21 protein-coding genes are annotated in these 26,320 nt (G+C 71.0%); 5 read left to right on the top strand and 16 right to left on the bottom strand.

Annotated elements, in window-relative coordinates; all coding sequences use genetic code 11:
- Positions 1-177: 177 nt before the first annotated feature.
- Complete coding sequence (gene glnA / locus QP119_RS10480; RefSeq protein WP_284775976.1) at positions 178-1,614, top strand: type I glutamate--ammonia ligase; 1,437 nt, start codon at positions 178-180, stop codon at positions 1,612-1,614.
- 93 nt (positions 1,615-1,707) lie between these two features.
- Here glnA and QP119_RS10475 read toward each other — a convergent pair whose 3' ends face one another.
- The 12 genes from QP119_RS10475 to QP119_RS10420 all read right to left on the bottom strand — a co-directional run bounded on the left by QP119_RS10475 (position 1,708) and on the right by QP119_RS10420 (position 14,138).
- Positions 1,708-2,175: a hypothetical protein gene (locus QP119_RS10475; RefSeq protein ID WP_284775974.1), complete on the bottom strand. Its 468-nt coding sequence runs from the start codon at positions 2,173-2,175 to the stop codon at positions 1,708-1,710.
- A 94-nt stretch (positions 2,176-2,269) separates the two neighbouring features.
- On the bottom strand, positions 2,270-3,811 hold the full coding sequence (locus QP119_RS10470; RefSeq protein ID WP_284775972.1) for a hypothetical protein: 1,542 nt from the start codon (positions 3,809-3,811) through the stop codon (positions 2,270-2,272).
- A gap of 250 nt (positions 3,812-4,061) precedes the next feature.
- Complete coding sequence (locus QP119_RS10465) at positions 4,062-4,610, bottom strand: NUDIX hydrolase (protein WP_284775970.1); 549 nt, start codon at positions 4,608-4,610, stop codon at positions 4,062-4,064.
- A 6-nt stretch (positions 4,611-4,616) separates the two neighbouring features.
- Positions 4,617-5,357 carry a hypothetical protein gene (locus QP119_RS10460; RefSeq protein ID WP_284775969.1) on the bottom strand — a complete coding sequence of 247 codons (741 nt, stop codon included), beginning with the start codon at positions 5,355-5,357 and terminating at the stop codon, positions 4,617-4,619.
- On the bottom strand, positions 5,357-5,668 hold the full coding sequence (locus QP119_RS10455) for a hypothetical protein (RefSeq protein WP_284775967.1): 312 nt from the start codon (positions 5,666-5,668) through the stop codon (positions 5,357-5,359). The genes QP119_RS10460 and QP119_RS10455 overlap by 1 nt, the downstream gene beginning before the upstream one ends.
- A 171-nt stretch (positions 5,669-5,839) precedes the next feature.
- Positions 5,840-7,282 carry a threonine synthase gene (gene thrC, locus QP119_RS10450; RefSeq protein WP_284775965.1) on the bottom strand — a complete coding sequence of 481 codons (1,443 nt, stop codon included), beginning with the start codon at positions 7,280-7,282 and terminating at the stop codon, positions 5,840-5,842.
- A gap of 57 nt (positions 7,283-7,339) precedes the next feature.
- Positions 7,340-8,026, bottom strand: coding sequence for a hypothetical protein (locus QP119_RS10445; RefSeq protein WP_284775963.1), 687 nt, complete (start codon positions 8,024-8,026; stop codon positions 7,340-7,342).
- Complete coding sequence (locus QP119_RS10440) at positions 8,020-9,675, bottom strand: serine/threonine-protein kinase (protein WP_284775962.1); 1,656 nt, start codon at positions 9,673-9,675, stop codon at positions 8,020-8,022. The genes QP119_RS10445 and QP119_RS10440 overlap by 7 nt, the downstream gene beginning before the upstream one ends.
- Before the next feature lie 57 nt (positions 9,676-9,732).
- Positions 9,733-10,785 (bottom strand): hypothetical protein, encoded by a 1,053-nt coding sequence (locus QP119_RS10435; protein ID WP_284775960.1) that lies wholly within the window; start codon positions 10,783-10,785, stop codon positions 9,733-9,735.
- Positions 10,786-10,841: 56 nt separating this feature from the next.
- A complete protein-coding gene (locus tag QP119_RS10430; RefSeq protein ID WP_284775959.1) occupies positions 10,842-12,047 on the bottom strand; it encodes a hypothetical protein in 1,206 nt (401 codons plus the stop codon).
- A 244-nt stretch (positions 12,048-12,291) separates the two neighbouring features.
- Positions 12,292-13,368 carry a hypothetical protein gene (locus QP119_RS10425; protein ID WP_284775958.1) on the bottom strand — a complete coding sequence of 359 codons (1,077 nt, stop codon included), beginning with the start codon at positions 13,366-13,368 and terminating at the stop codon, positions 12,292-12,294.
- Positions 13,369-13,823: 455 nt separating this feature from the next.
- The gene (locus QP119_RS10420; RefSeq protein ID WP_284775957.1) at positions 13,824-14,138 is read right to left on the bottom strand and encodes a hypothetical protein; all 315 of its coding nucleotides are present in this window, start codon (positions 14,136-14,138) and stop codon (positions 13,824-13,826) included.
- Between the two features lie 758 nt (positions 14,139-14,896).
- Here QP119_RS10420 and QP119_RS10415 point away from each other — a divergent pair.
- Complete coding sequence (locus QP119_RS10415) at positions 14,897-16,246, top strand: MFS transporter (RefSeq protein WP_304348960.1); 1,350 nt, start codon at positions 14,897-14,899, stop codon at positions 16,244-16,246.
- Positions 16,247-16,375: 129 nt separating this feature from the next.
- Here QP119_RS10415 and QP119_RS10410 read toward each other — a convergent pair whose 3' ends face one another.
- The 3 genes from QP119_RS10410 to QP119_RS10400 form a co-directional block, all read right to left on the bottom strand.
- Entirely contained in the window at positions 16,376-16,693 is a 318-nt protein-coding gene (locus QP119_RS10410) for a hypothetical protein (RefSeq protein ID WP_284775955.1), read from the bottom strand.
- A gap of 122 nt (positions 16,694-16,815) precedes the next feature.
- Positions 16,816-19,953, bottom strand: coding sequence for a bifunctional [glutamine synthetase] adenylyltransferase/[glutamine synthetase]-adenylyl-L-tyrosine phosphorylase (locus QP119_RS10405; RefSeq protein WP_284775953.1), 3,138 nt, complete (start codon positions 19,951-19,953; stop codon positions 16,816-16,818).
- Positions 19,954-19,970: 17 nt separating this feature from the next.
- Complete coding sequence (locus tag QP119_RS10400) at positions 19,971-21,311, bottom strand: glutamine synthetase family protein (RefSeq protein WP_284775952.1); 1,341 nt, start codon at positions 21,309-21,311, stop codon at positions 19,971-19,973.
- Between the two features lie 171 nt (positions 21,312-21,482).
- Between QP119_RS10400 and QP119_RS10395 the strand changes: the two genes are divergently transcribed.
- Complete coding sequence (locus QP119_RS10395; protein WP_284775950.1) at positions 21,483-22,742, top strand: DUF2786 domain-containing protein; 1,260 nt, start codon at positions 21,483-21,485, stop codon at positions 22,740-22,742.
- 122 nt (positions 22,743-22,864) lie between these two features.
- Complete coding sequence (locus QP119_RS10390) at positions 22,865-24,472, top strand: CHAD domain-containing protein (RefSeq protein ID WP_284775948.1); 1,608 nt, start codon at positions 22,865-22,867, stop codon at positions 24,470-24,472.
- 83 nt (positions 24,473-24,555) lie between these two features.
- Here QP119_RS10390 and QP119_RS10385 read toward each other — a convergent pair whose 3' ends face one another.
- Positions 24,556-24,750, bottom strand: coding sequence for a hypothetical protein (locus tag QP119_RS10385; protein ID WP_284775947.1), 195 nt, complete (start codon positions 24,748-24,750; stop codon positions 24,556-24,558).
- A 128-nt stretch (positions 24,751-24,878) separates the two neighbouring features.
- On the opposite strand from QP119_RS10385, the gene QP119_RS10380 reads away from it, so the two are divergent.
- Complete coding sequence (locus QP119_RS10380; protein WP_284775946.1) at positions 24,879-26,231, top strand: galactokinase; 1,353 nt, start codon at positions 24,879-24,881, stop codon at positions 26,229-26,231.
- Positions 26,232-26,320 lie beyond the last annotated feature (89 nt).

Raw genomic sequence — 26,320 nt, 5'->3', positions numbered from 1 at the left:
GCGGCGGGCGCCACGGCCGCCCCGCGCGCACCGCCGGCGCACAACGCCACCACCCGGCCCCTGCCACACCCGACCGGGGGCCTTGCCCGGCGCACATCATTAGCCTGTGGATATAAGTACATCTGCACCCGACGCTTCCCGAAAGGAACGCAGCCCCGCCCCGGGGCATTGATCACCGTGAACTTCTCCACACCGGAAGAACTCATCGCCTACATCCGTGACAACGACGTCAACTGGGTCGACGTCCGCTTCACCGACGTGCCCGGCATCGAGCAGCACCTGTCGGTGCCCGCCGACCAGATCTCGGAGGAGTCGCTCCACAACGGCGTGGCCTTCGACGGTTCCTCGATCGCCGGCTACACCTCGATCGAGGCGTCCGACATGATGCTGCTGCCGGACCTGTCGACCGCGGTCATCGACCCGTTCCGCAGGTCCAAGACGCTGAACATGCAGTTCTTCGTCCACGACCCGTTCACCCGTGAGCCGTTCTCCCGCGACCCGCGCAACATCGCGCGCAAGGCCGAGGAGCACCTCTCCGCCTCCGGGATCGCGGACACCTGCACCTTCGGCCTCGAGGCGGAGTTCTACATCTTCGACTCGGTGCGCTACGACACCCAGACCAACGCCTCCTTCCACCAGGTCGAGTCCGAGGAGGGCTGGTGGAACACCGGCGCGGAGTTCAACCCGGACGGCTCGCGCAACCTGGGCCACAAGGTGCGCACCAACGGCGGCTACTTCCCGGTCGCCCCCTACGACCACCTGCAGGACCTGCGCGACGAGATCTCGGAGACCCTCGAGCTGATCGGATTCGACGTCGAGCGCGCCCACCACGAGGTCGGCTCGGGCGGCCAGCAGGAGATCAACTACCGCTTCAACACCCTGCTGCACGCGGCCGACGACCTGCAGAAGTTCAAGTACGTGGTCAAGAACACCGCCAAGCGCAACGGGCGTTCGGCCACCTTCATGCCCAAGCCGCTCGACGGCGACGGCGGCTCGGGAATGCACGCCCACCAGGCGCTCTACAAGAACGGCGAACCGCTGTTCTACGACGAGAACGGCTACGGCGGGCTCTCCGAGACCGCCCGCCACTACATCGGCGGCCTGCTGGCCCACGGCAGCGCGGTGCTGGCCTTCACCAACCCGACGCTGAACTCCTACCACCGCCTGGTGCCGGGTTCGGAGGCCCCGATCAACCTGGCCTACTCGCAGCGCAACCGCTCGGCGGCCATCCGCATCCCGGCGGCCGGTTCCGCGCCTAAGGCCAAGCGCATCGAGTTCCGCGCCCCGGATCCCTCGGGCAACCCCTACCTGGGCCTGACTGCGATGATGATGGCGGGCCTGGACGGCATCAAGAACCGCATCGACCCGGGCGAGCCGGTGGACAAGGACCTCTACGAGCTGGAGCCGGAGGAGGCCGCGGGCATCCCGACGGTGCCGGCCTCGCTCTCCCAGGCGCTCGACGCCCTGGCCGAGGACCACGAGTTCCTCACCGACGGCGACGTCTTCACCGAGGACCTCATCGACACCTACATCCAGGAGAAGTACGACACGGAGATCCAGCCGGCCCGCCAGCGGCCGACGACGCTGGAGTACGAGCTCTACTACGACTGCTAGAGCCCCTTCAATTGACGACGGTCCCGCGGTGCGCGGCACCGCGGGACCGTTGCGCGTCCGCGTTCCGTCGGCGTGGGAACGCCGCCAGGCGGGTTACTCCTCGGTGTAGCCCTTGAACTGGGTGGTCTCCGGGTCGCGCGGCAGCACGCGGCTCGACCCGCCCTCGGTGCCCTCGGCACCCGGGGTGTAGTCCGCGGCGTCGTCAGTCTCGTTCCAGTAGTCCGCGCCCTCGGCGCGGTTGCCTCCCTCGTAGCCGGGCTGGTAGCTGTCCTGGTAACCCGCGTACCGGCCCTCTGCGGCGGCCTTCTCGGCGGCCTTGAGCTCGCGGTGCTTGATGTAGACGAACGCGGCCACGCAGGCCAGGCCTACGACGAGGATGCAGGCGCCGATGGTCAGCCCCAGCACCGGGAAGTGCCCGGAGCCGTCCGCGGCCATCAGCTGCACCGGCGACGTCTCTACTTCGGCCGCCGCGGCCACGGCGGTGGCGGGGCCGGCGAGGGCGGCGGCGAGCGACGCCGTGACGGCGCCGAGGGCGACAGAGGGGCGGAGGTGCGAAGTCATCCTGGAGAGCAGAACCTTTTCGTTGCCTTGATCGTGCGAGGGACAGGAACAATCATGCCCGGGTCGGCCAGGCCGACCCGGGCGGGGCCGAAGACTAGCCCAGGTTGCGGGTGCGCCACCAGACGAAGGCGCCCAGCGCGGAGAGGGCGACGATGCCCAGGGAGCCCGCGATCAGGGACCAGTCGGAGGCGGCCATCATGACCTCGGACTGGGCCTGCGGGGCGACGTTCTCCTCGGAGGCGCCGTCACCGGGCTCGTCCGGGAACTGCACGCCGTTCCAGCCGACGAGCTTGTCGTCCTCGTTGACCAGGGCGAACTTGTGGACGCCCGGGCCCAGATCGGAGGTGTCGATGCTGATCTGCTTGTTCTTGTCGACCTTCATCCAGCCGAGGCCCTTCGGGGCCTTGTCGTCGCTGAAGACGTAGACGTAGAGCCAGTCGCCGGCCTTGGCCTCCGGGACGGTCAGCAGCAGGCGGTCGTCCTCGAGGGCGCCCTTGACGCCGTGGGCGTTCGCGCTCTTGAGCTCGTCGGTGGTCTTGACCGGGTTCTTCGCGGCCTTCTCCGGCTTGGAGCCGGACTTCTTGGCCTTGTTCGACTTGGTGGACTTCGCCCTCGTCGACTTGGTGGACTTGCCGGACTTACCGGAGGACTTGCTCGACTTGGAGGACTTCGAGCCGGAGCCGGAGGACTTGGAACCGGAGCTGGTCGACTTCGAGCCCGAGCCGCCGGAGGTCGAACCGTAGGAGGTCGTGCGCGAGCGGCTGGTCTGCGGCTCCTTCGAGTTGGAGTTGTTCGAGGTCGAGTTCGAGCTCTTCTTGGAGGTCGAGGACTTCGTCGAGGTCGACTTGGAGCTCTTGGTGGAGTTCCCGGTGGTATTCGTCGAACCGGTCGAGTTGGTGTCCTGGCCGAAGGTCGCGATGGCGCCGAACATCTTCATCAGGGCTTTGCCGGTGCCCTCGATGGTGCCGTCCGGCACCGAGCCGTCCGACTCGGTGGTGGTGGTCGAGGTGGACGAGGCGGTGGTTTCCTTCGGCTCCTCGATCGTCATCTCGGCCCAGCCGACTACCTTCTTGTCTTCGTCGGTGCTGTCCTTACCCTGGGCAACGAGTGTGATCCCCTCGTCAGTCGGCAAAGCTTCCTTCGGGAGGTGGACATTTCCCTCGGCGTCGATCTGATACCACTCGACCTTGCCGTTCGGGATGTCCTTCCCCGCGTCATCCTTTTCCTTAAGGAAGTGCTGCTTCGGGTTGCCGTCCTTGGCCGCGCGCTTTTCCTTGTCCCGGAAGTAGCTGAAGGCGATCCAGTCACCCTCCGTGGCACCGGTAACCTCGACGACGATCTCCTCGTCGCCTTTCTCAAGCTCCTCCACCTTCAGCTTGTGGTTCAGCTCGTTGATGAGCTCGCCGTGCTTGACCGAATGGGGATCGTCCGTGGGCTTGTCTGGGTCCACCTGCTCCTCAGCGCCGGGAGCAGCGAACGGGACCACGGAATTCGCCGAATTGTCAACGCCTGGAGCGTCCGTCGGCACAACTCCGCTCGGCGCGGGAGCGCCGCCTTGATCGGTGGTCTCGGCCGACACCACGGCGGTCGCACCGATGCCCGTCGGGGCGGCGATGATCGCACTCGCAGCGATCATGCCGGCCAATTTGCGGGACAGGTGCTTACGCGCCATGTTTTCGTACCTTTCGTTGCGCATGCGGTGGTTCACCGGACAGGTTCCCCCGAGCCTCGGGGACGGTGGAAGACAGTCTCGGTTCCTAATCATAGATGGTCTACCTTCAAAAGGCTCGGCCAGCTGGGGATTTATTCCTCCCCGCCGACCCCATTGGAGCCATTGCGTCACACTGGCCCCACCCGTCACAGCGACGGGTCGACATCACCTCGAATCAGTACGCGGTGCGGCCCGGCTGACTGCGCTTGCGCCAGCCGATCCGGGTCTCGAATCCCTCGGGGTGGCGCAGCTGGGCCACGGCGTCGCCGCACGCCATCCGCAGGCGCGGGTTGGTCACCGGCAGGTGCATCGCCTCGAACCAGCCGACCTCGGTCGACTCCTCGTCACCGACCACCGGCTCCGCGTCCTCGGGCACCGAGAGCCGCAGGCAGGTGTCCATGTAACTGGCACGGTCGCCGTTGGGGTACTCGGTGGGCCCGACGGCACCGACGCCGAGCAGCGCCTCGACCTTCGCGTCCAGGCCTGTCTCCTCCTTGACCTCGCGGATCGCGGCCACGTCCGGGTCCTCACCCGGGTCCACGATGCCGGTCACCGGGGTCCACTCGCCGTTGTCGGAGCGCTTGACCAGCAGGATCTTCGGCGTCGCCCACACCGGCGCGTCCGCCTGCACGTCACGCACCACGATCGCGGTCACGCCGGGCATCCACAGGTGGTCGTGCCCGATCTTCTTGCGCAGCTCCACGACGAAGTCGGGGGTTCCCATACGTGCTCAGTCCTCTTTCTCGCCGCCGGCGCGGTAGTCGGCCAGCCAGCTCTCGAAGTCGAATCCCCCGCCGCGGCCGGGCAGCGGCTCCGGCTCGACGAGCCGTGCGCCGTCACCGTCTGCAGCGGGCGTGCTTGATGACGTCGCGTCGTGCGACGTCGCATTCGCCTCCACCGTAGGCTGCGGTGCCGCGTGCTGCGGGCCCCAGCCGGCGTGGGCGGATGCGGCGTACGTGGGCGCGACGGGTGCGGGCTCCGCCGTCTCAGGCGCCGCAGGCTCAGCCGGAGCCGGCTCCACGGCCTTCGGCTCGGGAGCGGCGGCGAGCTCGGCGGCCGCGGCCTCGGCCAGCGGCGTCTGCTCGAGGTGGCGGGTGACCACCCAACGCAGCACCGCCGGGTCCACGGCCGCCGCCTCGACCACCACGCCGAGGGCGACCTCGCGGCCGGCGGGCACGACGAGCACGAGGCGGTCGCCGGCGCGCACCAGCGCGTCGACGGCCTGCTCCGGGACCTCCGCGGCGCCCGGCTCGGTCCCGGCGCGCTCGCTGGCACCGGCGCTCAGCGCCACCGAGGTCGTCGCCCGGGCCAGGGCGGCCACGGCGTCAGCTGCGGGCTCGGCCTCTCCCCCGCCGGCCAGGCGGGTGGAGCCGGACAGCTCGACCACCACGGCGCCGATCAGCCCGTCGACGTCGGCGGCCAGCCCGCCGAGCAGGTCGGCCAGTGCCCCGGTGTCCTTGTGCCGGGCCATCAGGCGTGCTCCCCGCCCTCGACCTCGGCCTCGCCGGAGTAGTCGCGGCCCTCGCCGCCGACACGAGCCTCACCGTCGGCGCCGACGCGGACCTCGCCGTCCGCGCTCGCCGCTGGCTCCGCGGCCTCAGCCTCAGCGGGCTCAGCCTCGGCGGCCTCAGCGGACCCCGAGTTCTCCGCGCCCTCGGCGGTCTCCGGATTCTGCGTCTCGGGCTCGTCCTGGCCGAGCAGCCCACCGGTCAGCTGCGCGGCGAAGCGCTCCGGGTCGAACTCGGTGAAGTACTCCGGGCCTGCGAATCGTTCCTGCGCCATGGTTCCGCCTCTCGTCTTCGCTGTACGTCGACCGCCCCGCGGCGGCCTCAGGGCGCCCACCCTACCGGGCGGCGCGCCCGCCCACGCGGGCTTTACGGACCCCGCAGGCAGCGGCGGTGCGCCCGCCCGCCGGGCGCCACGGGCCCGCCGCACCGCGGCCCGAAAACAGCACTACCGCGCGTCGTGGGCGGCGATCGATTCCTCGACGAACTTCTTGACGGCCTCGGCGTCGTTGGGCATGTCGGTGACGTGGCGGCCGGCGTCCATGATCCCGGCGAAGCGCTCGGGCACCTCGGGCTCGAGCCCGGTGGCCTCGCGGATCGTCTCGGAGAACTTCACCGGCAGCGCCGTCTCCAGGCACACGATCGGCGAGTCGATCTGACCGCGCAGCCCGCGGGCGACGTGCACGCCGTCGGCGGTGTGCGGGTCCAGCATCACGCCGAGCCTCTCGTGGGTCTCGCGGATGGTCGCCAGGCGGTCGGCGTGCGTGGAGGAACCCGACGCAAACCCGTACTCGTCCGCCGCGCGGCACACCGCGACGTCATCAAGCTCGAAGCCGCCCTCGCGCACCCGGTGCCCGAACAGCTCGGCGGTGAGCCCGGCGTCGCGGCCGTTGAGGTCGAAGATGAAGCGCTCGAAGTTGGACGCGCGCGAGATGTCCATCGACGGGCTCGAGGTCGCCTGCGTCTCCGCCGAGGAGCGCGGGCGGTAGCGGCCGGTGCGGAAGAACTCGTCGAGGACGTCGTTCTCGTTGGTCGCCACGATCAGGCGGTCGATCGGCAAGCCCATCTGGCGGGCGATGTGGCCGGCGCAGATGTCACCGAAGTTGCCGGTGGGCACGCAGAAGGAGACCTTCTGGCCGGGGCCGTCGGTCAGCTTGAGCCAGCAGGAGAAGTAGTAGACCACCTGGGCCATCAGGCGCGCCCAGTTGATGGAGTTGACCGCGCCGATGTGGTGGCGGGCCTTGAAGTCGGCGTCCGCGGAGACGGCCTTGACCACGTCCTGGCAGTCGTCGAAGACGCCGTCGAGGGCGATGTTGAAGATGTTCGGGTCGTCCAGCCCGAACATCTGCGCCTGCTGGAACGGCGTCATGCGCCCGGCGGGGGTCAGCATGAACACGCGGATGCCGGTGCGCCCGCGCATGGCGTACTCGGCGGAGGAGCCGGTGTCGCCTGAGGTCGCGCCCAGGATGTTCAGCGTCGTGTCCCGGCGGGCCAGCTCGTACTCGAAGAGCTCGCCGAGCAGCTGCATGGCCATGTCCTTGAAGGCCGCGGTCGGGCCCTGGGAGAGGTGGCCGAGGTGCAGGCCGTCGTCGAGCGGGGTGACCGGCACGATCTCCTCGTCGTCGAAGACGGGGGTGCGGTAGGCGCGCGCGGTGATGGCCTCGATGTCGGCGGCCGGGATGTCGTCGACGAAGAGCTTGAGGATCTCGGCGGCCAGCGCCGCGTAGCCCTCCTCGGCGAGCAGGGCGCGCCACTTCTCCAGCATCTCCGCGTCGACCTGCGGGTACTCGGCCGGCAGGTAGAGGCCGCCGTCCGGGGCCAGGCCGCCGAGCAGGATGTCGGTGAAGGTCGCGGGGGTGCGGGAGGCGTCACGCGTGGAGATGCATTTCACGCCGCCCGAGTCTAGTGGGTCACCGCGACGGCGCCCAGGCCGGTCACCGGGACGGGGTTAGTTGAGGTAGCCCATCTCGTAGGCGTAGCGCGCCAGGGAGACGCGGTAGGGCTTGGGCATCGGCGGGCCGGACTTCTCGATGCTGCGGCACAGGTAGTCGATCTTGGAGTTGACCTTCTTCTCCGTCCAGCCGAGCTGCCGGGCGACAGTGGCCACGTCCGGGATCGCCGAGTCGTCCGTGCCGGGCTGGCGCGCCAGGGGCGCGGCCAGCGCCTGCATCAGTTCGAGCTGCTCCTGGTTGGGCACGTGCTTGCCGACGGTCGCGGTCGCCGCGTCCGGCGTGTACGTCGCCCGGGGGCCGTGCACGCCGGGGGCGTAGACGTCGACGTGCAGCTCGTAGGTGCGCTCCGAGGTGGAGAAGACGATGGCGGAGGCGCCGGGGGCCAGCGGGGTCTGCGCGCCCGGGCCCAGGTCGGTGCGCGCGAAGCTGCCGCGGCTGCGCGGCTCGATGTCCACGGGCACGCGGCTGCCGACGTTCTTGACCATCCACTGGTTCGCGCTGCACCAGAAGTGCAGCAGGCGGCGGTGCAGGAACTGGTCGTCCTCGCCGACGACGAAGTTGCCGGCGCGCCCGACGATGAGCTCCTCGGACGCCTCGACCACCGTGGACTGGCCGATCAGGTCGTCGAGTCTCAGCAGCGGGGAGCCGGCGCTCTCCGTGCCGGCGGGCTGGCTGCTCAGCATATGGGGATCCTGTTCTTCATCGAGTCGGCGCGGTCACCCCACACCATAGCGAGGAAGCGGGAACGCTCCGCACCCGGCAGCATCACATACGCGCTGCCGTCGGTGGTGTCGACGTCGACCACGTCGACGGTGCACTGGTCGTTGCCCACCTGAATGGCCTCGCCCTCGACGTAGCGGTCACGGGTGTCCTGGTCGCCGTAGTCGGCCAGGGTGATGCCCAGCCCGTCGCCGGAGCAGACGATCTTGGCCGCCTGCCCCTCGTCCGGGGCGGCGCTGTGGCAGCTGACCTCGGACCAGCCGCCGCGGCCCTCGCGGTCGCCGGTGATGTTGTCGAAGGCGGCGGCCACGGAGCGGTCCTGCCCGGACCACTTCGGGTGCGCGAGGAACCACCAGGCGCCGGCGCCAGCGGCGGCCAGGACCGCCACTGCGGCGACGCCGGCGGTGATCCCTACGACACGCTTGCGCCGCGGCTGGCCGACGGCCTGGGCGGTGCCGGTGAAGGCCGTGGGCGCGGTCTGCATCTGCACGGGGCGCGCGCCCGGGGCGACGACGGGCTCGATGCGGGTGGGCACGTCGTGCTGGGGCGGGTAGTCGCGCGGGCTGCGCGAGCGGCGCTGGCGGGCGGCGTCGCCGCCCTGGGCGCCGGCGCGGGCCAGCGCGTCGATGAACTCGACGGCACTGCTGTAGCGCCGGGCCGGGACCTGGGAGAGCGCGCGCTCGAGGACGCTGCGGATGGCCTCGCGGTGCGGCTCCTCCTTCTCGGCGAAGCGCAGCTCGGAGATGTCCGGGAAGGTGCGGTCGTAGAGCCACTGCGACTGGGTCATGGTGTCCTTGAGCTGCACCAGGGTGAGCATCTCGAAGGCGATGAGCGCCAGCGCGTAGTTGTCCGTGTTCGCCGAGGGCTGCGGGTGAATCACCCCCTGGCGGCCGGCCTCCTTGCCCGGGTAGAGCTCGGGCGCCAGGTAGCCGTCGGTGCCGATGATGGCGGAGAGCTGGGTCACCCGGGTCGACTCCGGGGTCAGGCTGATGCCGAAGTCGGTGAGCATGCTGGCCACGTCGCGCCCGCGGCCGCCGGGGATGAGGATGTTGCCGGGCTTGACGTCGCGGTGGATCACCGGCGGGCTGATCCGGGTGTGGATGTGGTCCAGGGCGCCGGCGATGGGCCGCAGCAGCCGGACGGTCTCGGCGACGGTGAACGGCGAGTCCCACTCCCTGCGGCTGCGGATCTGGTCGTTGAGGTTGGTGCCCGGGATATACTCCATGGTGAAGTACGCCTCGCCGTGCGGGGTCACGCCGCCGTCGTAGATGTCGACCACCGCGGAGTGGTTTATCTTGGCCAGCGTGCGCATCTCCTGCTGGAAGCGCCGCCGGTTCTCGTCGTCGGCGCCGACCTCCTCGATCAGCCGCTTGACGGCGACCTTGCGGTCGAGGTTCTCGTCGCGGCCAAGGTAGATGCGGCCCATGCCGCCCTCGCCGATCTTGTCCAGGATGACGGTGCCGCGCTCGCGCAGGTCGCGGGCGAACTGGTCCTCTGGCGGGGTGACGGGCCCCTGTACGGTCGGCGGGGCGTCCTGGGCCGGCGTGGTCCGCCACTGGTCGCCTCCGCCGTCGTCGGCCTGCGGGGCGCGGCCCCATCCCTGCTGACTCATGCTTCTCTTACTGTCCTTCCGCGGGCGGCACTGCCGGCCCGCCGTCGTCGCGTGACTCTAGAACTCCACGGCGCCGAGGTCGCCGTCCTCGCTGAACACGTGGTCCATCTGCTCGGGGGTGAACGTCTGGGCGGGCCGGCCGACCCGGATGTACTGCAGCCCGCCGTCGCGCTCCACGAAGGCCAGCGAGGCGGTCTCCTGGTCGTTGCCGGCGTTGCCGACGGTGACCAGGTACAGCGCGGTCACGCCGTGGTCGGCGAGCGACTGCGTGGTCGGCACGCCCTCGACGGCGTAGCGGGTGGCGAAGTTGGGCGTGCCGTCGACGACGTCGAGCACCTTCGGCTCGGGCGTGCCGAAGACGGCCTCCGGCGAGAAGTCCTTGCCCTCGCCGAGGTGGTGGTCGACCTGCTTGTCCAGCTGGTTGGGCACGCCGTAGGCGCGGATGAAGCCCTCGATCTGCTCGCGCTCGCGCAGGCCCGCGAACTCCTCGGCGAGTGCGCGCACCTCACCCAGGCGCGCGTCCTCCGGCTCCTCGCTTGGCGACGCCGTGGTGGTCGCCGTCTCCGTGACCGTCGCCGGTGCGGCCGTCTCGCCGTCGCCCTCGCTGCCGGTCGCCCACCAGGCGCCGGCGCCGATCAGGGCGCACACGGCGGCGGTGGCCAGCGCGGTGCCAACGATGACGGGCAGCAGACCGCGGCGCTTGGGTTCCTTCTTCTTGTCGTCCTTGTCGTCCGGCTCCGGCTCCGGGTGCCCCGGGGCGGGGGCGGCGTGCGCCGCGGACGCGGTGTGCGGGGTGGCGGCGCCGGAGAAGGCGCCCGGCGCGGCGGCCTGGCCCGCAGGCCCCCACGCGGCGGTCGCGCCCGTCGCACCCGCCGTGGTGGCGGCGGGCCGGGCCTCGGCCGCGCGGCGGTGCTCCTCGGCCAGGAGCGCGTCGTAGCGTGCGCGCCGGTCGGGGTCGCCGAGGATGTGGCGGGCCTGCTGTAGCTCGTCGGCACGCTCGGGGCGCCGGGCGTCCGCGCCCCACTCGAGCCGGCCGATCTCCCGGACCAGGCTCGCCGAGTCGGCCGTCGGATCAAGCCCGAGGCTGCGGTAGTAGTCGTGCGTGCTCATCCTTGGCCGTCGCTTTCTGGATCGCGGGTTCTCAGACGCCGGTACTGGGCAAGACCCTACTCGGTCGAGCCCGAGATCTCGTCGGCGTCGAAGACCTTGTTTACGGCGACCAGGTACCAGTCGCCGTCCATCTTGGCGAACGTCAGGTGGGCCTTCGGCACACCGGCGTCCTTGTCGCCCACGGAGACCCGGTGGACGGCCGTGACGCCGGCGTCGGACTCCGCGGCCTTGAAGAAGGGCTCGTCGTCCACGGTCATGGTGATGTTGCGGTACGTGCCGTAGTCCACGTCGTCGAGGACGTCCGCGGAGCCGACGCCGACGAAGTCGGTGAAGCGGTCGTTGAGGGCCTCGGCGTCGTAGTCGACGTCGGTGAACTTCTCGGTGAGCTTCTTGTCGGAGTGCTCGCTGATCCAGTCGACGCGGTCGCGGTCGGTGTCCTTCTTGACCAGTTCCTTGGCCATCTTGACGGACTTGCCGCCCTCGGAGCCGCTGCCGCCGGTGACGAGGTTGAAGATGCCGAAGAGGAGCAGGCAGGCCACCGCGGTGACGATGGCGGTGACGATGATCGCCTTGCGCGAGGACTTCGCGTACTCGCCCTTGAGGACGTCGTACTCGCCCTTGAGGTTCTCGGAGGCGCCGGAGAGCTTCTCCCCTGCACCGGCGAAGGCCTTCTTCGCGCCGGCGGCCGCGGTGGCGGCCTGGGCCGAGAAGGCGGACTGCTGGGGCTGCTGGCCCTGCTCGGGCTGCCGCTGGTACTGGCCGAACTGCTGGCCCGGCCGGCCCTGCTGGTACTGGCAGAACTGCTGCGACTGATCCTGCTGCGGCTGGCCGTACTGGCCCCACGGAGAGGACGCGGCCTGCTGGCCCTCCTGGCCGGGCTCACCGAACTGCTGGAACTGGCCCCGCGGGGGCTGCTGGTGCTGGCCGAACTGCTGGCCGGCCTGCGGAGCCTCCGGCTGCTGGTCCTGCGACGCGTGCCCGGTGTCGGCCGACGCCTCACCGGCGGAGCCGGCGTCCTCGGCGGCGATGCGCCGGAGGCCGCCGACACGCAGCTCGGGCTGGCTCGGGTCGTCGAGAATCGCGTCGTAGCGGGAACGGCGGGACGGCTCGGAGAAGATGTCGAGCGCGACCTGCAGCTCGTCCGCACCGCCAGGGTTGCCGGTCTCCCCCTCGTTCAGTCGGCGGGTGACCTCCGCGGCGAGTTCCTCACTGGACCGCCCGCGGTCCAGACCGATCGATTCGTAGAGGTTGTAGTGGGCCATCGCTGGCCCTCCTTTCCAGGGGGTCAAGCACGTTGTTTGATCTTACGAAGAAGGAGCCTAAGGCCCCCGCGGGCGGCGACCGCAGCGTTGTGGGGAACCCTCCCCACAGCTAAGCCCCCGGAGACTGCCAGACAGATTTAATCCGCGGCACAGAATAGCAGTCGGTCACATCGCCCACAGCACAAAAATTCGGCTCACGCGGCGGATCGGCTTTTGCCCGCACTCCGCCGGGAGCCAGGGAAAATCAGGAGATGAGCTCGTCGGCGTCCTCGACCTCTTCCGACTCGTCGATGTCGAGCAGATACCAGTCGCCGTCAGCTTCGGCGAAGTAGAGAACGGCCTTGGACACACCGGTATCACGGTCGCCCACGCCAACGGCGTACATAGCGGTGATGCCGGTTTCAGATTCGATCGCGTCCAACATCGTCTCCCCGTCGGCGCTGCCGATGATGCTCATGAAAGCGCCAAAATCCGCGTCTCCGATCACATCGACGGAGCCGGCACCCACGTAGTCGGTGTAGAAATCATTGAGATCCTCGGCGTCCGGCGCCGACTTCTTGCTTCCGTGCCAGCCCTCCGCCAGCTTTTTGTCGTAGTGGTCGTTGATCCAGTCGACCCGGTCCCGGTCGGTGTCCTTGGAGATGAACTGCTCGGCCGCCTTCACAGCCGCACCCCCGTTGGACCCGCTGCCGTCGGCGACCCACCACACCAGGCCGAAGATGAGCAGACAGACCAGCGCGGTGGCCGCGGCGGTCACCGCGATCGCCTGGTTCGAGGAGCGCGCGTACTCCCCCTTGAGCGTGCCGGGCGCGCCGGACAGCTTCTGGCCGACGCCGGAGAACGCGTTCTTCGCACCCGCGAACGTGGACTGCTGGGGCTGCTGCCCCGGCTGGCCGTACTGCTGGTACTGGTACTGCCCCTGCTGCGGCTGGCCGTACTGCTGGTACTGGCCGGGCTGGGGTTGGCCATACTGCTGGTACTGGCCCGCCTGGCCCTGCTGCCCCATCTGCGGCCCGGCCTGCTGCGCGCCCTGCGGGTTCGCGGCCGCGCCGGCGCCGTTGTCGCCCGAGCCGCCCTCGGCGGCGATCTTGCGCAGGCCGCTGATGCGCAGCTCGGGCTGGTCCGGGTCGTCGAGAATCGCGTCGTAACGGGAACGGCGGGACGGCTCGGAGAAGATGTCGAGCGCCACCTGCAGCTCGTCTGCACCGCCCGGGTTGCCGGCGTCTCCGGCGCTCAGGCGACGCCGGATCTCCTCCGCGAGCTCCTCGCTGGGCCGCGCGCGATCCAGGCCGATCGATTCATAGAGGTTGTAGTGGGCCATCCCTGGCTCTCCCTTCAAGGCGGTGCATAGTTCATCTGAGCTGACATCTACGGACACTAAGGGCGTACCGGTGTGACGTCCTGCCGCGTGCGGAATCCTCCCCACAGTGGCGACGCCGGAGATTTTCAGCGCAATTTGAATTGGGCCACAGATTAACAGTCATCGGTGTCACAATCGATGCACACCGACGGGCCCGGGAGGCGCCCACCCCCATGAGTGTTTATGCGGGCAGTACCCCCGACCTCGGGGACATCCCCGAGACATGAAGCCGTCAGAAGAGCAGACCCGAGGATTCGTCACCGAAACCCGAAAATTCCCCGGGTGCATTCGCGAAGAACATCCGCCATTCCCCGTCCCGCTCGACGAAGGCGAGCACGACGTCGAGCTCACCGGTGGAAGCGTCCCCACCCCCACCACGTCGTAGGCGGTGACCCCGTACTCTGATTCGAATCCCTTCATCTCCCGCCCCCGACGTTCAGGGATACATCGAGGAACGGACCGTAATCCTCGCTGCCGAGGATGTCGACAGAACCGGAACCAGCCAGGTCGACATACTGATCGTTGACCGCATCGGCGTCCGGGACGCTCAGATTTCCCCCGTGAACGTCGCGCGCCAGTTCTTCGTCGTAGTGCTCCCTGAACCAGTCGACGCGGTCCCGGTCCGTCTCCTGGGCGATCAGCTCCTCCGCCAGCTTCACCGACTTTCCGCCGCCTCGGGCGATCCACAGGACCAGCCCCAGGACAAGCAGACACACCAGCACGATGACCACGGCGGCGATCATGAGCTTCGTGCGCCAGGAGCCTTTGCGTCCGCCCCGGGGCCTGTCGGCCTTCGCACCGGAGTCCAGCCCCACGGCCCGGGACTGCCGGCCATCCGGGCGTCCCACATACTGCGGCTGCCGCGGGTGCCCAGGCTTCCGGGCCTGCTGGGACTGCCCCCTGCGGGATATCACCACCCCCGAGACCGAACTGGCCGACCGTGTCCCCGGAAGCGAGTCTCCGCAGGCCGCTGATGCCCAGATCCGGATGAGAGGGGTCGTCGAGAATCGCGTCGTAGCGAGCGCGCCGCGAGGGCTCGGCGAAGACGCCGAGAGCCACCTGCGGTCCAGCCCGATCGACTCGTAGAGGTTGTATTGGGCCATCTCCGGCCTTCCCTTCGACAGGGTCGAGCGAATTCATCCCCGTCCGCAGGGACGAACCCACGGCCGCCGTGGGTGTTGACCCACCGCTCTGGAAAGCCGGCGCAGACGTGACGGCACCATCGCTCAGCAACCACACATTAGATTCCTTGCAGTTATGTGCGTCACAAACTGCCAGACCTTTCATCCGTCCACGAGACTTCCGGGCGCAACCTCCGCCGGTGCCGCATTTGAGTCAGGCCATCCCCCGGCGAACTCATGACCTGCGGGATATATTCAGTACACCTATACCCGCCGAGCACGGTAATTGGCGTTTCCGCCACCCCAAGCGTCTGTCGTCTGATGTCAAGGTCTAGTGTGATTGAACCGTGACCGATCAACAAACCACCGTGAAAAACCGGACCCGTCCACACCCCAGAGAGAAGATCACCGCCCGCGCCCTCATCGTCTGGGGTGCGGCGGTCTCGGTCTACATCGCCGCCATCGCCAGCCGCACCTCCTTCGGCGTGGCCGGCGTGGAGGCCATCGACCGCTTCGAGGTCGACGCCTCGCGCATCGCCGTGTTCACCGCCGTGCAGGTCGGCGTCTACGCGGCCGCACAGATCCCGACCGGGCTGTTGATCGACCGGTTCGGGCCGCGCCGCCTGCTCATCGCCGGCGCGCTGATCATGGGCCTGGGCCAGGTCCTGCTGGGTGTGACGGCCAACTACTGGGTGGCCATCATCGCCCGCGTGCTCATCGGCGGCGGCGACGCCACGGCGTTCCTCTCGGTCATGCGCCTGCTGCCCTACTGGTTCCCCATGCGCCACGCGCCGGTCTTCGCGCAGCTGTCCGCCGGCCTCGGCCAGCTGGGCCAGTTCGTCTCCGCCGTGCCCTTCCTCGCGCTGCTGGTCGGCGACGGCTGGGTCGTCTCCTTCGTCTCCCTGGGCTCGGTCACCGTCCTGGTCGGCCTGGCCGCCGCCGTCGCCGTCTCGGACAGCCCCGATCCGGTCGAGGACGCCCACGGACCGAAGGACGCCCACGGGGCCAAGGCCCACGGCCCCTCGCTGCGGACCCGGATCAAGGCCGTGATCACCAGCTCGGTGTGTTGGCAGGCCTTCTTCATCCACTTCACCTCGATGGTCCCGCAGGCCACCTTCACCCTGCTGTGGGGCGTGCCGCTGATGACCCTGGGCATGGGACTCTCCGGCGCCCAGGCCGGCACCGCCCTGACCGTCAACACCGTCGTGATCATCCTGGCCGGCCCGTTCCACGGCATGGTCTCCGCCCGCCTGGGCGCGCGCCGCGACATCGCCGTGTTCATCGCGGTGGCGGTCAGCTTCGCCTTCTGGATTTACCTGTTCTCCTCGGACGCCCCGCGCGGGTTCACCGCGGCGATCCTGATGAACGTCATGCTCGGCGCGACGACCCCGGTGTCCAACTTCGGCTTCGACTACGTCCGCGAGCGCATGCCGCGTGAGGCCGTCGCCACCGGCACCGGCCTGGGCAACATGGGCGGCTTCGTCGCCACGATGGTCGCCGCCGAGGCGATGGGCTTCCTGCTCGACCACTCCGCGGCCGGCCACCAGAACTACGCCTGGGCCGACTTCCAGGTCGGTTGGATCGCGCTCCTGGTCATCATGGTCATCGGCGTGATCGGCATGCTCGGCGCACGCTTCGCCGTCTCCCGGCGCACCACGGCGGCCCCGGCCGGCGGCACCGGCCGCGAGGTCCGCTTCATCGAGCAGTCCGACGACTAGGCGGTAAATTACTTCAACGGGTTTCCTCGCCCCGCCGCCCCGGCGGGGTGCACCTCTCAGCCGGCCCGGTTTTTCTGTGCGGCCACGGCGCGGGCGGCCTGCGGTCCAGCTGCCCGGCGCTGCTGTGATTCAGCGGCGCGGGGGCTCCTGGCGGCCCGTGAGGATGTCGATGACGCTGCGCACGGCGGCCTCGCCGACGCCGCCGATGTTGTCGGCGGTCAGCGTCGGGAACTCGCGGGCGTGCTCCCCGTCGCCCGGGCGCTGCGCGTGGCGCGCGGGGTCGGTGTCGGAGGCGGGGTTGTCGGCGACGACGGTCAGCGTCTGGCAGTCACCGTCGAGGGTCACCGAGGCGCCGGTGGAGACACCGGCGGTGCGGGCGGCGGCGACAAGCGCCTCGAGGTCGGCGAGGGTCGCGGTGTTCAGGTCCACGGTCAAGGAGAGGCTCATGGCCCCGAGCGTATCCGTGCGCGGGGCTCCCCGGCAGCCGGAGAGCGGGCGACCGGGGAAAGATCAGGGTCCTCCCCCATCCCGCCCCGGAGGCTGACCGCCGCGGGCCCGGCACGCCCGAGCTACGGCTCCAGGGTGTCCTCACCCCAGAAGACGCGGTCGACCACCTTGCGCGCCCGGCGGGTGCGCCGCAGGTAGTTTTCGAGGAACTGCTGGTACTCGTTGGGCGCCCAGCCGGCGGCCGCGGCGACGGCCACCAGCTGCGGGCCCGGCTGGGGCAGTTGGTCGATGCGCTTGCCGCGGGCGAGCACCAGGGCGTTGCGGGCGTGCGTAGCCGCGATCCAGGCGTCGCGCAGGCAGTCGGCGTCGGCGGCGTCGAGGATGTCCTCCTCCTTGAGCACCTCGAGGCACTCGAGGGTGGAGGTGTTGTGCAGCCGCGGGCACTCGTGGGCGTGCTCGAGGATGAGCAGCTGGACGGTCCACTCCACGTCGGTCAGCCCGCCGCGGCCCAGCTTAGTGTGGGTGCTGCGGTCCGCGCCGCGGGGCAGGCGCTCGTCGTCGATGCGCGCCTTCATCCGGCGCACCTCGCGCAGCGTGGCCTGCGAGGCCCCACCCTCGGGGTAGCGCACCGGATCGATGACCTCGAGGAAGGCGCGGGCGACCTCGGGGTCGCCGGCCACCGGGGCCGCGCGCAGGAGCGCGACGGTCTCCCAGACCTCGCCCCACTGCTTGTAGTAGCGCCGGTAGCTCTCCACCGTGCGCACCGTGGGGCCGCTGCGTCCCTCCGGGCGCAGGCCCAGGTCGACGTCCAGCGGCGGGTCCTGGGAGGGCTTGGCCAGCCGGGCCCGCATCGAGTCGCAGACCTCCACGGCCCACTTGACCGCCTCGGCGTCGTCGACACCTTCGGCGGGCTCGGCGACGAAGAGGACGTCGGCGTCGGAGCCGTACCCCAGCTCCGCGCCGCCGAGGCGGCCCATGCTGATCACGGCGATGCGCGCCGGCGGCTCCTCGGCGCCGTCGGCGGCCAGGCGGGCACGCACCTCGGCGCGGATGGCGGCGTCGAGCACCGCCTCCCAGATCGCGGAGAGCGCCCGGCAGACCTCGGGCACGTCGAGGAAGCCGAGGAGGTCGGCCGCGGCGATACGTGCCAGCTCGGTGCGCCGCAGCGAGCGGGCCACCCCGATGGCCCGGTCCGGGTCGGCGTGCCGCTTGGAGGCGGCCACCAGGGAGCGGGCGACGGTCTCGCTCGAGGTGTCGGTCAGCTTCGGGCCGGAGGCGCCGTCGCCGAGCATCCGCACGATGTCCGGGTTGGCGATGATCAGGTCCGCGGTGAACTGGGAGGTGCCCAGGATGTGCATGAGGCGCTGGCCGACCACGCCCTCGTCGCGCAGCAGGCGCAAAAACCAGCGGCGGGTGTAGGCGGCCTCGGAGAGCTTGCGGTAGTTGAGCAGGCCGGAGTCCGGGTCGGCGGTGTCACCCAGCCAGTCCATCAGGGTCGGCAGCAGCAGCACCTGGATCTTCGCCTTGCGCGTGGTGCCGGCCGCCAGAGCCTGCAGGTGCTCGAAGGCACGGCCCGGGAACTTGTAGCCCAGCGCCCCCAGCTGCAGCTTCGCCGCGTCCGGGGAGAGCTTGAGCGCGTCGACGGTCAGCGTGACCACGCTCTTGAGCAGCGGGCGGTAGAACAGGCGCGAGTGCAGCTCGGAGACCAGCCGGCGTACCCGGCGCAGCTCGTGGGATAGATGGTCGGCGGAGTCGCCGTCGGCGTCCGGGGCGAAGCCGGCGGTGCGCGCCAGCCAGATCCAGGCGTCCTGGTCGCCGGGCTCCGGCAGGGTGTGGGTGCGCCGCAGGCGGTGCAGCTGCAGGCGGTGCTCGAGGGTGCGGATGAAGACGTAGGCGTCGCGCAGGTCGTGGCCGTCCTCGCGGCCGACGTAGCCGCCGCGGACCAGCTCGCCGAGCGCGTCGACGGTGGCGGTGGTGCGCAGCGACTCGTCGGAGCGGCCGTGGACCATCTGCAGCAGCTGGATGGCGAACTCGACGTCGCGCAGGCCCCCGCGGCCGAGCTTGAGCTCGCGGTCCTTCAGGTCCGCGGGCACGGACTCGAGCACCCGGGAGCGCATGGCCTGGACGTCGTCGACGAAGTCGTCGCGCCGGCTGGCCGCCCAGATCATCGGGGCGAGCTGCTCGTGGTAGTCCTCGCCGAGCGGCAGGTAGCCGGTCTGCGGGCGGTTCTTCAGCAGCGCCTGGAACTCCCAGGTCTCCGCCCAGCGCTTGTAGTAGGTCACGTGCGAGTCGAGCGTGCGCACGAGCGCACCGGAGCGGCCCTCGGGGCGCAGGTTGGCGTCGACGTCGAAGAAGCACTTCGAGCCGATGCGGGCGAACTCGCCGGCCAGGCGGGTCAGCTTCGGGGAGACCTCGTCGACGACGAAGACGACGTCGACGTCGGAGATGTAGTTCAGCTCGCGCGCGCCGCACTTGCCCATGGCGATCACCGCCAGGCGCCCGTCGAGCGGGGCGTCCTTGTAGACGCTGGCCACCGCCACGGCCAGCGCCGCTGTCAGCGCAGCGTCGGCGAGGTCGCTGAGCAGGCCGGTCACGGTAGCGAAGGGCAGGGTGGGCCCGCCGGGGTGGCGCTTGGTGGTCGGGTAGGTGCCGGCCAGGTCGTGGGCGGCCACCCGGGTGAGCAGGTCGCGGTAGGCGACCTTGAGCGCGCGGCCGGCCTCCGGGCCGGTCAGCCCGGCGCGGTAGGTGCCGGCGGTCTCCAGGTTCTCCGCGGCCGGGTCCTCACGGCCGTCGGCGGCCGGCTCGGCGAACTCGGCCGGGCGCGCCTCGACGGCGGTGAGCATGGAGCGCAGCATCTCGGCGCGGTCGGGCAGCTCGCCGAGCAGCTCGCGCCAACGCGCGGCGTGGGCCACGAGGTGGTCGCCGAGGGCCGCCGAGCCTCCGACCAGCGCGAAGTAGCGCACGCGCAGGGCCTCGTCAGCGGTGAGCTCCGCCATCAGCTCGCCGGCGCCGGCGGCGCCGGCCTTGTCCACGCCCGCGGGCGGGGCCGCATCGGCGTCACCCGCGGCGTCGGCAATCGCGGCGACGAGGCGCACGGTGGTGTTGAGCGCGAGGTCGGGGTCGCCGCAGCCGGCCATCGCCCAGAGCAGGTCGTTGTGGGCGCCGTCGTCCCAGCCGAGGTCGGCGAGGTCCTCGGCCGCGTGCGGGCCGGTCAGCCCGAGCACGGCGGCGCGCGGGGTGCGGGCGCGTTCGGTCGCCATCTGCTCGCGTGCCTCCCTCAGTAGTCCAGCAGGCGGGCCAGCTCCCAGGAGGTGATCTGCTCCTGGTAGCGGTGCCACTCGTCCCACTTGGCGCGCAGGAAGTACTCGTAGACGTGCTCGCCGAGGATCTCTGCCATCAGCTCGCTGGACTCGAACTTCTTCAGCGCGTGATCCAGGGAGCGCGGCAGGTCGACGTAGCCCATCGCGCGGCGCTCGCGGCGGGAGAGCAGCGAGATGTTGTCCTCGGCCGGGTCCTCGAGCTCGTACTCCTCGCGGATGCCCTTCAGGCCGGCGCCGAGCAGCACCGCGTAGGTCAGGTAGGGGTTGCAGCCGGCGTCGATGCTGCGCACCTCGACCCGGCGCGACTCCTCCTTGGTCAGCCGGTAGGTGGGCACGCGCACCAGCGCGGAGCGGTTGGAGACACCCCAGGTCGCGGCCGTGGGCGCCTCGTTGCCGAACATGATGCGTTTGTAGGAGTTGACCCACTGGTTGGTCACCGCGGAGATCTCCGGGGCGTGGCGCAGGATGCCGGCGATGAACTGCTTGGCCGTCACGGACAGGGAGAAGTGGTCGTCCGGGTCGTGGAAGGCGTTGGTCTCGCCCTCGAAGAGCGACATGTGCGAGTGCATCGCCGAGCCCGCGAACTCCTTGAAGGGCTTGGGCATGAAGCTGGCGCGCACGCCGTTGGCGGTGGCGACCTGCTTGACCACGTAGCGGAAGGTCATGATGTTGTCCGCCATGGTCAGCGCGTCCGCGTGCCGCAGGTCAATCTCCTGCTGGCCGGGCGCGGTCTCGTGGTGGGAGAACTCGGTGGCGATGCCCATCGACTCGAGCGCGACCATCGCCTCGCGGCGGAACTTGGGCACCTCGTTCTGGCTGGCCTGGTCGAAGTAGCCGCCGTTGTCGGTGGGCAGCGCCTGGTCGATCCGCCCCTCAGGCAGCTTGAGCAGGAAGAACTCGATCTCCGGGGAGATCATGCAGTCGAAGCCGTCGGCCGCGGCGGACTGCACCTGACGGCGCAGCACCTGGCGCGGGTCGGAGAGCGAGGGCTGGCCGTCCGGCATGGAGATGTCGCAGAACATCCGCGCCGCCCGGATCTCCGGCTGGTCCCGGTCGAACGGCATCAGCTGGAAGGTCGAGGGGTCGGGGCGCAGGATCGTGTCGGCCTCGGAGAGGCGCGCGAAGCCCTCGACCGAGGAGCCGTCGAAGCCCACGCCCTCCTCGAAGGCGCCCTCGAGCTCGGACGGCGACATCATCACCGACTTCAGGTAGCCCTGGATGTCGGTGAACCACAACCGGATGAACCGGACGTCGCGTTCCTCGACCTTGCGCAGCACGAATTCCTGTTGGCTGTCCATGTCCCCCACCCTACTGGCCCCTGGTGGGCGGGGGTGGCCGCTTGACGACGTCGCGCCTGCGTGCACGATGCGTTCCAGTCGCCGTTCGAACACATGGGGGTGGCTTGTCGCGCCCGTGCAGTTCACTGTGGATTGTTCGCACATTCCACCGAACACCTAAGCGAGGCAGAAATGCACACGGACAACACGGACCACACCGCTCACACCGACGACTTCGACCCCACCGGTTTCTTCGACTCCTTCTCCGACTCTTTCTCTGACTCTTTCGGGTCCTCCCCCTTCGACCCCTTCGAGCCCCTGGACGGTTCCGGGCTCTTTGACGAGGCGGACCGCTACCGCCGGCGGCTGTGGGAGGACTGTCTGGACGCGGTGCGCGACGCGGCGTCGCGCGGCTGGCGCCCCGGCGACCTGCGCCACCTGTGCGGGCCGCAGGTCGAGTACTTCTGCTTCGTCGCCGCGGGCGACCTCGGCGTCGAGGTGCCCTGGCCGATGCGCGAGCTGTGGCTGCGCGAGGTCGAGCCGCCCACCGAGTCGCGGCTGAGCGTGCCCGTGCTCGAGGACCTGCGCCTGGCGCTCACGCGCACCCAGGTCCACCTGGGCGCGGCCCCGACCGCGCCCTCGGGCGGGCGGCTCTCCCCGGCGGCCGAGAAGATCGCCCGGCGGGTGCGCGCCCTGCTGGACAAGGCGGCCTCGACGAACTACCCGGCCGAGGCCGAGTCGCTGACGGCGGCGGCCCACCGGCTGCGCCGGCGCCATCTGATCGACTCGATCGACGCGGCCGGCGCCGGCGGGGCCGGAGGTTCCGGCTCGGGTCGGGCCGGCGCCGAGGTCGCCGAGGTCGCCGAGGCGCGGGTCTACCTGGACTCGCCCTGGGTGCGCCACCAGTTCCTGCTGCTGGTCAACGTCGCCGCCGCCGGCTCCTGCCGGTGCGTGCTGGTGCACCGCTGCGGCATCGTCGCCGTCTTCGGCGCCCCGGACGACCTCGACCACGTCGTCGACCTCTTCGCCAGCCTCAACCGGCAGCGCGCCCACTTCATGACCACCGGCCCGGGCGCGCAGGCGGCCGCGGCCCGGAAGGCCACCTCCGCCTACCGGCGTTCCTTCCAGGTCTCGTACGCCCGCCACATCGGCGAGCTTCTGGCAGAGGCAGAGAAACAGGTGACCGTGGAGGCCACCGTCGACGGGCGCGACACCGCCGCGGCGCTGCCGGTGCTCGCCGACCGGGCCCGGCGCGCCGAGGAGGCCTGCTCCAAGGCCTTCCCGCAGACCTCGACGATGTCGCTGTCCGCGCGCGACTCAGCCGGCTACCTCGACGGGTGGCGGGCCGCCGAGCGCAGCCGGCTCGGCGGCGACTCCGCCGGGGTGCACGGGCCGCACGCTCTGCCGGGCGGTGTCTCCGACGGCTCGTCCGGTTCGCCGCGGGCGGCCTGAGCACGGGCGGGGCGGGCGCCTCCCCGGCGGCGGGGCCGCGGGGTCGCGGGGCCGCTAACATCAGAGGCGGAGAAGTCAGATTCAGACGCACGCATGAGACGGGAAAGGCGGTGGGTGCTGAGATGAGCACCTTCCTGGAGATCGAACAGACCTATGCGGCCCCGGCCACGACCGAGGTGCCGGACCTGACCCGCATCGCGGAGATCGACCTGGTCGGCAGCACCGACGAGTACTTCCTCAAGGCGCTCTACTTCGACACCCCGGACCTGCGCCTGGCCCGTGAGAAGATCACCCTGCGCCGGCGCACCGGCGGCCACGACGACGGCTGGCACCTCAAGCTGCCCGGCCGCGAGGGCCGCATGGAGATCGGTGCGGCGCTCGACGAGTCGCCCGACGGCGAGACCGTGCCGGAGTCGCTGGTCCAGCGGGTGCGCGCGATCGTGCGCACCCAGCCGCTGGTGCCGGTCGCCGAGGTGGACAACCACCGCCGCGAGTCCGTGCTGCTCGGCCCCGACGGACACCCGGTCGCCCACTTCTGCGACGACCGCGTCGACGCCGAGGCGCTCCTCGAGGGCGGGGAGACGACCTCCTGGCGCGAGTGGGAGCTCGAGCTGACCCCGGAGACGGCGGGCACCGCCGTGGGCCGCGGCGTGCTCGAGTCCGGCACCGAGGTCTTCGCCAGCGTGGGCGCGCGGATCTCCGACTCCCCGTCGAAGCTGGTGCGCGCCCTCGGCTCGACCATGCAGACCGCGCCGGTTCCGCCGCGGCCGACCGATTTCGAGAGCCCGAACGCCGACGACGACCCCTTCGCCGGCATCCTCACCGCGCTGGTCGAGGCGCGCGGCCGCCTGCTGGCCGCCGACCCCGGCGCGCGCACCGGCCGGGCCTCGGCGATGCGGGACATGCTCACCGCCACCCGCGAGATCCGCAGCCTGATCAGCCTGTTCGCCGATCTCTTCGTCAACTCCGAGGCCGGCGACGAGCGCCTGGACCACCTGCTGCACGACGCCGCGCGCCTGGCCGCGCTGGCCCGGGTGCTCGAGGACGCCGACCGCGCCCACGAGGTGGACAAGCGCATGCGCCTGCTCCTCGACGAGGACCAGACCGGGCTGGTCGGCGACGACGCCCCGGGCCGGCTGACCCAGGCGACGCGCTCGCGGCTGACCCGCTCGCGCGGTCGCGTCGTCGCGGCTCTGGAGTCGGAGGACTACCTGGCCGTGCTCGACGACCTGGACGAGGTGCTCGCCGCCCCGCCGGCCCCCGAGCGTGCCGAGCGGATCAAGGCCACGGCGATCATCGTGCGCGAGATCAAGCGCGCCTACATCGAGTTCCGCAACCTGCGCCGGGACGCCCTGGACACCATCGATGACCCGGCGGGCACCCACCGTGAGCTCGCGCAGCTCTTCGGCGAGATGCTCGTGGCCACCCAGACGCTGCAGACCGCGGCCACGCTGGCCCGCCGCCTGACCCCCTACCGCGGCAGCCGGCTCGAGGAGCAGGCGGGCAAGCTGGTCGCCGTGCTCGGCCAGGCGGCCGTCGCCGACGACACCGCCGCGGTCATCCACCGCCGCGCCCGCCAGGCGGCCCGCCGGGGCGTGGACACCTTCGGCTACGGGGTGCTCTACCAGGCGGAGATGCAGCGATTCGGCGAGGTCGCTGAGCAGGCCGACGCCCGCCGCGACAAGACCCGCAAGGCCTACCGCCGCTTCAAGAAGTCGATCGCCGGCTGACGTTCGGTCAACCGGCGCGCAGCCGGCTGTCCCCCACGCCGGCGCGCCCACTTTCCCCGTGGTGTGCGCCGGCGTTTCTTACGTCAGTTCTCCTCGCCCTCCCAGGCCTTGTCCTGCTCGTCGAACTCCTCGTTGCGCTCGGCGGCGGTCTTGAGGGCCTCGCGGGCCTCGGCCTCGGTGTCGTAGGGGCCCATCCGGTTCTCCCAGGAACCGGTCTTGCCCTGGGTGACCTCGCCGGTCGAGGGGTCGAAGTAGAACTTGTCGTCCTGGGCGGCCATGGCTGATCCTTTCCGTCGGGGTTGATCCGCCGCCAGCCTACCCGCGGTTAGAGTGGACCCGTCCCGGTTCGGCGCCGCCTCATGTGCGGCCCGAGCCCCACCGCCGTTCCCGGAGGCTTCCCCCGTAGATGTCCCACGAACCTGACTTCACCAGCACCGACCCGCGCGGCGCCGAGCTCGCCGCCGAGGCCGCCCGCCGTCACGCCGCGCGCACCGGCGCCGCCCCGCGGGCGACCGCCTCGGCGCCGGGCACTTTCCCGGTGCTCGGCGAGGCGGCCGACTACTACGGCGGCGCGGTCGTCGTCGCCACCGCCGCCCTGCGCGCCGGTCTGGCCGTCAGCCCGCGCGGCGACGGCACGGTCACAGTGGAGTACACCGGCCCGGAGGGCACGTTCACCGACGCCACCGACTTCGAGACCCTGGAGAAGCTCGCCGCCGAGCAGGAGCCGGAGATCGACGAGGAGGGCCGCGAGATCGAGCCGCCGGCACCCTCAGGCGGGCTCGCGGTGCGCTTCGGCGGGGTGGCCTGGACCCTGCTGCACCGCCAGCAGATCCCCCGCGAGACCTCTGGGCTGGACGTCACCGTCTGCACCGACATCCCGGCCGACGCCGGGCTCGGCGCGCTCTCGGCGGCCGACGTCGCGCTCGCCCTGGCGCTGCACTCGCTCGACGCGCAGGCCGTCGACGACGTGCCCGGCCGCGCGAAACTGGCCGAGGCCTGCACCCAGGGGGTGGCGATGTTCTCCGAGGTGCCGGCCATGCGGGCCCGGCACACCGTCGCGCTGCGCGGGCGCGCCGACTCGCTGACGGTCATCGACTACTCGGACGGCTCGGCCGCTCCGGTGGTCTCCCCCTTCGGCCGCGGGCTGACCGCGGTCGTCGTCGCCGACCACGCCGGCGCGCCCGTCCGCCGCGACAAGGGCGTGCCCGTGGTGCGCGCACGTCGCCGCTTCCTCGACCACGCCACGCACGCCTTCGGCACCGACTCGCTGCGCAGGCTGCCGGACGCGAACGCGCGCACCGCCGACTGGCTCGACGCCGTCCACGAGGTGCACGGCGCCGAGGGCACGCCGGAGACCGACGAGGTCCGCGAGTGGCTGGGCTTCTGGGAGCGCGAGACCGCCCGCGCGCTGCGCCTGGGCGCGGCGCTGCGCTCCCGCCACGTCGACGACGCCCTGGAGCTGCTCGCCGAGTCCGACCTGGACCAGGCCTCGCGCTACTCGGCCGCCCCGGATCCGGGGAAGGTCTCGGCGGCCGCCCGCTCGGCCGGGGCACGGGTGGCGCGCGCCTGCTGCCTGGCCACGGACGAGGCCGCCCTGGCGGTGCTGCCCGCCGAGGGCGACGCGGCGCTGAGCGTCAAGGACTTCACTGCGAAGCTGACTGAGGCCGCCGCGGGCTCCCCGCTCGTCGTCGAGCTGGGCTCGGGCTCGCCGGCCGCGCTCGAGGGCGAGGCCGCCGGAGAGCAGGCCGCCGGAAAGTAGGCAGCCGCACCAGCCGACCGGCCCGCCCACAGGCCCAGCCGCCCCCACACAGACGAAAGCGCCCGGTGCTGCTCCACGTGGAGCAGCAC

It is taken from the genome of Corynebacterium frankenforstense (assembly GCF_030211955.1).
Classification (GTDB): domain Bacteria; phylum Actinomycetota; class Actinomycetes; order Mycobacteriales; family Mycobacteriaceae; genus Corynebacterium; species Corynebacterium frankenforstense_A.
This window is presented reverse-complemented; position numbering and strand designations above follow the sequence as displayed.

What these genes read in the sequence shown, in the direction of transcription:
- QP119_RS10475 (WP_284775974.1), bottom strand. Translation starts at nt 2,175, where the DNA reads ATGACTTCGCACCTCCGCCCCTCTGTCGCCCTCGGCGCCGTCACGGCG.
- QP119_RS10470 (WP_284775972.1), bottom strand. Translation starts at nt 3,811, where the DNA reads ATGATCGCTGCGAGTGCGATCATCGCCGCCCCGACGGGCATCGGTGCG.
- QP119_RS10465 (WP_284775970.1), bottom strand. Translation starts at nt 4,610, where the DNA reads ATGGGAACCCCCGACTTCGTCGTGGAGCTGCGCAAGAAGATCGGGCAC.
- QP119_RS10460 (WP_284775969.1), bottom strand. Translation starts at nt 5,357, where the DNA reads ATGGCCCGGCACAAGGACACCGGGGCACTGGCCGACCTGCTCGGCGGG.
- QP119_RS10455 (WP_284775967.1), bottom strand. Translation starts at nt 5,668, where the DNA reads ATGGCGCAGGAACGATTCGCAGGCCCGGAGTACTTCACCGAGTTCGAC.
- QP119_RS10445 (WP_284775963.1), bottom strand. Translation starts at nt 8,026, where the DNA reads ATGCTGAGCAGCCAGCCCGCCGGCACGGAGAGCGCCGGCTCCCCGCTG.
- QP119_RS10440 (WP_284775962.1), bottom strand. Translation starts at nt 9,675, where the DNA reads ATGAGTCAGCAGGGATGGGGCCGCGCCCCGCAGGCCGACGACGGCGGA.
- QP119_RS10435 (WP_284775960.1), bottom strand. Translation starts at nt 10,785, where the DNA reads ATGAGCACGCACGACTACTACCGCAGCCTCGGGCTTGATCCGACGGCC.
- QP119_RS10430 (WP_284775959.1), bottom strand. Translation starts at nt 12,047, where the DNA reads ATGGCCCACTACAACCTCTACGAATCGATCGGTCTGGACCGCGGGCGG.
- QP119_RS10425 (WP_284775958.1), bottom strand. Translation starts at nt 13,368, where the DNA reads ATGGCCCACTACAACCTCTATGAATCGATCGGCCTGGATCGCGCGCGG.
- QP119_RS10410 (WP_284775955.1), bottom strand. Translation starts at nt 16,693, where the DNA reads ATGAGCCTCTCCTTGACCGTGGACCTGAACACCGCGACCCTCGCCGAC.
- QP119_RS10405 (WP_284775953.1), bottom strand. Translation starts at nt 19,953, where the DNA reads ATGGCGACCGAACGCGCCCGCACCCCGCGCGCCGCCGTGCTCGGGCTG.
- QP119_RS10400 (WP_284775952.1), bottom strand. Translation starts at nt 21,311, where the DNA reads ATGGACAGCCAACAGGAATTCGTGCTGCGCAAGGTCGAGGAACGCGAC.
- QP119_RS10395 (WP_284775950.1), top strand. Translation starts at nt 21,483, where the DNA reads ATGCACACGGACAACACGGACCACACCGCTCACACCGACGACTTCGAC.
- QP119_RS10390 (WP_284775948.1), top strand. Translation starts at nt 22,865, where the DNA reads ATGAGCACCTTCCTGGAGATCGAACAGACCTATGCGGCCCCGGCCACG.
- QP119_RS10385 (WP_284775947.1), bottom strand. Translation starts at nt 24,750, where the DNA reads ATGGCCGCCCAGGACGACAAGTTCTACTTCGACCCCTCGACCGGCGAG.
- QP119_RS10380 (WP_284775946.1), top strand. Translation starts at nt 24,879, where the DNA reads ATGTCCCACGAACCTGACTTCACCAGCACCGACCCGCGCGGCGCCGAG.